Source organism: Burkholderia sp. LMG 13014, from assembly GCF_905232215.1.
Taxonomy (GTDB): domain Bacteria; phylum Pseudomonadota; class Gammaproteobacteria; order Burkholderiales; family Burkholderiaceae; genus Burkholderia.
The window spans coordinates 1-2,285 of record NZ_CAJNKE010000784.1 but is presented as its reverse complement, the minus strand read 5'-3'; the positions used below and the strand labels follow the sequence as shown (position 1 = coordinate 2,285).

The 2,285-nt window shown below is 64.0% G+C and carries 1 protein-coding gene and 1 pseudogene; one reads left to right on the top strand and one right to left on the bottom strand.

Annotation, left to right across the window (positions count from 1 at the left end):
- Positions 1–451: 451 nt before the first annotated feature.
- Positions 452–1,594: a branched-chain amino acid ABC transporter substrate-binding protein gene (locus JYJ84_RS34565; RefSeq protein ID WP_175222295.1), complete on the top strand. Its 1,143-nt coding sequence runs from the start codon at positions 452–454 to the stop codon at positions 1,592–1,594.
- Positions 1,595–1,679: 85 nt separating this feature from the next.
- Here JYJ84_RS34565 and JYJ84_RS34560 read toward each other — a convergent pair.
- Positions 1,680–2,285: pseudogene (locus JYJ84_RS34560) on the bottom strand (MFS transporter); the annotation flags it as partial.

Below are 2,285 nucleotides of genomic sequence, written 5' to 3'. Positions count from 1 at the left end.
GCGCTCGATGCCGAATGGCGCGCGGCCGCTGCCTGAATCGTTCATATCGGACGACGAAACGCGCGTTGTCACGCGCGTTTCATTCAATGATCACGGGCACAAAATACCGAATCGAAATGCCCCGGGAACGTTTTAAAACGACCTTTCAGCACATCGCCAGGAATTAGCGGAAACCCTTATCCGGCGGGGCTCGCAGCGATATTCGAGTAGTCATTCCAAAGTGTGCATATCGGTAGTGTTACCACTACCCCAAAAAAGTCCCACAAATTAATTTGATCACCTACACTTGCGCGCAAGTACGGGCGGGCAGCTGCTAAAAGCGGCGGTTTTCACGTGCTGAGGCCAAGTGCATGAACGATGCAACCGGCGAATCGTCCAGTGATTGCAAACACAGGGATGGCAGCGGGGCACCGGGCGATGGCGTTTATTGGGACCGAAACTGGAGACTTACATGAATATCAAGATGCAAAAGCTGTTGCCGATCACCGCCGCGGCGATGCTGTGCGTTGCAGCTGCAAGCAACGCGGCCGCCGATCAAGTCGTCAAGATCGGCCACGTCGCGCCCTTGACGGGCGGCATTGCACACCTGGGCAAGGACAACGAAAACGGTGCGCGTCTCGCAGTCGAGGAGATCAACGCCAAGGGTCTCACGATCGGCGGCCAGAAAATCACGCTGCAACTCGACCCGCAGGATGACGCGGCCGACCCGCGGCAGGCCACGCAGGTTGCGCAGAAGCTCGTCGACGACAAGGTCGTTGCAGTGGTCGGCCACCTGAACTCGGGCACGTCGATCCCGGCCTCGAAGATCTACAGCGATGCGGGCATCGTGCAGATCTCGCCGTCGGCGACCAACCCGGCCTATACGCAGCAGGGCTTCAAGACCACGTACCGCGTGGTGGCCACCGATGCGCAGCAGGGCCCGGCACTCGCGAACTACGCGCACTCGAAGGGCATCAAGAGCGTGGCCGTGGTCGACGATTCGACCGCCTACGGCCAGGGTCTCGCGAACGAGTTCGAGAAGAAGGCCAAGGCGCTCGGCCTGAAGGTTGTGTCGCATGACGCGACCAACGACAAGGCGGTCGACTTCCGCGCGATTCTGACCAAGATCAAGGGCGAGAATCCGGACGCGATCATGTACGGCGGCATGGACGCCACCGGCGGCCCGTTCGCGAAACAGGCGAAGCAGCTGGGCCTGCGCGCGAAGATCTTCGCGGGCGACGGCGTGTGCACGGAAAAGCTGGCCGACCTGGCTGGCGACGCGACCGACAACGTGGTGTGCTCGGAAGCCGGTGCTTCGCTCGAGAAGATGTCGGGCGGCGCGGCGTTCAAGGCGAAGTACGAGAAGCGCTTCGGCCAGCCGATCCAGATCTACGCACCGTTCACGTATGACGCCGTGTACATCATCGTCGATGCGATGAAGCGCTCGAACTCGACGGATCCGGCGAAGATCCTCGCGGCGATGCCGGCGACGAACTACTCGGGCGTGATCGGCACGACGACCTTCGACTCGAAGGGCGACCTGCAGCACGGCGTGATCTCGCTGTACAACTACAAGAACGGCAAGAAATCGCTGCTCGACGAAGTGAAGATGTAACGCAACAAGCGGTCAACAGAAGGGGTGAAAGCGCGCATGCGGCAACGCATGCGCGTTTTCTTTTGGGCCGGCGCCTGCGGCGCGGTCAGATCTTCAGCCGCGTGAGCACCTTCGGCGCGATGGCCGCGACGAGCGCCGCGCACAGCGCGACGACGGACAGGCCGATCGTCAGGTTCGAGGCTTGTGCGACGGCGCCGATCACGACCGGACCGAACAGCATGCCGAAATACGCGAGCCCGGCCACGTGCGCGAGCCCTTCGGCCGCATGGATGCCCTTCACGCGCGCGGCGGCCGCGAACAGTACCGGCATCATGTTCGCGAGGCCGAGGCCCATCAGCGTGAAGCCGGTCAGCACGGCGGCCGAATACGGCAGCAGCAGCGCGCCGATCATCCCCGCGCAGGCGAGCGACGCGCTCGCGAATACGAGCTGCGGCGCGCCGAAGCGGGCGCGCACGGCGTCGCCCGCGAAGCGCGCGATGGCCATCCCGCCCGAGAACGCGGCATAGGCGGCGCTCGCGAGCGCGGGGCTCGCGGCGACGACGTCGCGCATGTAGACCGTCGCCCAGTCGTACATCGCGCCTTCGGCGATCAGCGCGACGAGCGCGATGCCGCCGAGCATCCACAAGGCCGGCGAGCGCCAGCGGTTGCCGCCGCCGTGCGCGTGTTCGTGGTGCGGCACGTGCGGCAGCAC

Bases quoted from the DNA above. Each gene is read 5' to 3' on its own strand.
- JYJ84_RS34565 (WP_175222295.1), top strand. From the start codon at position 452: ATGAATATCAAGATGCAAAAGCTGTTGCCGATCACCGCCGCGGCGATG.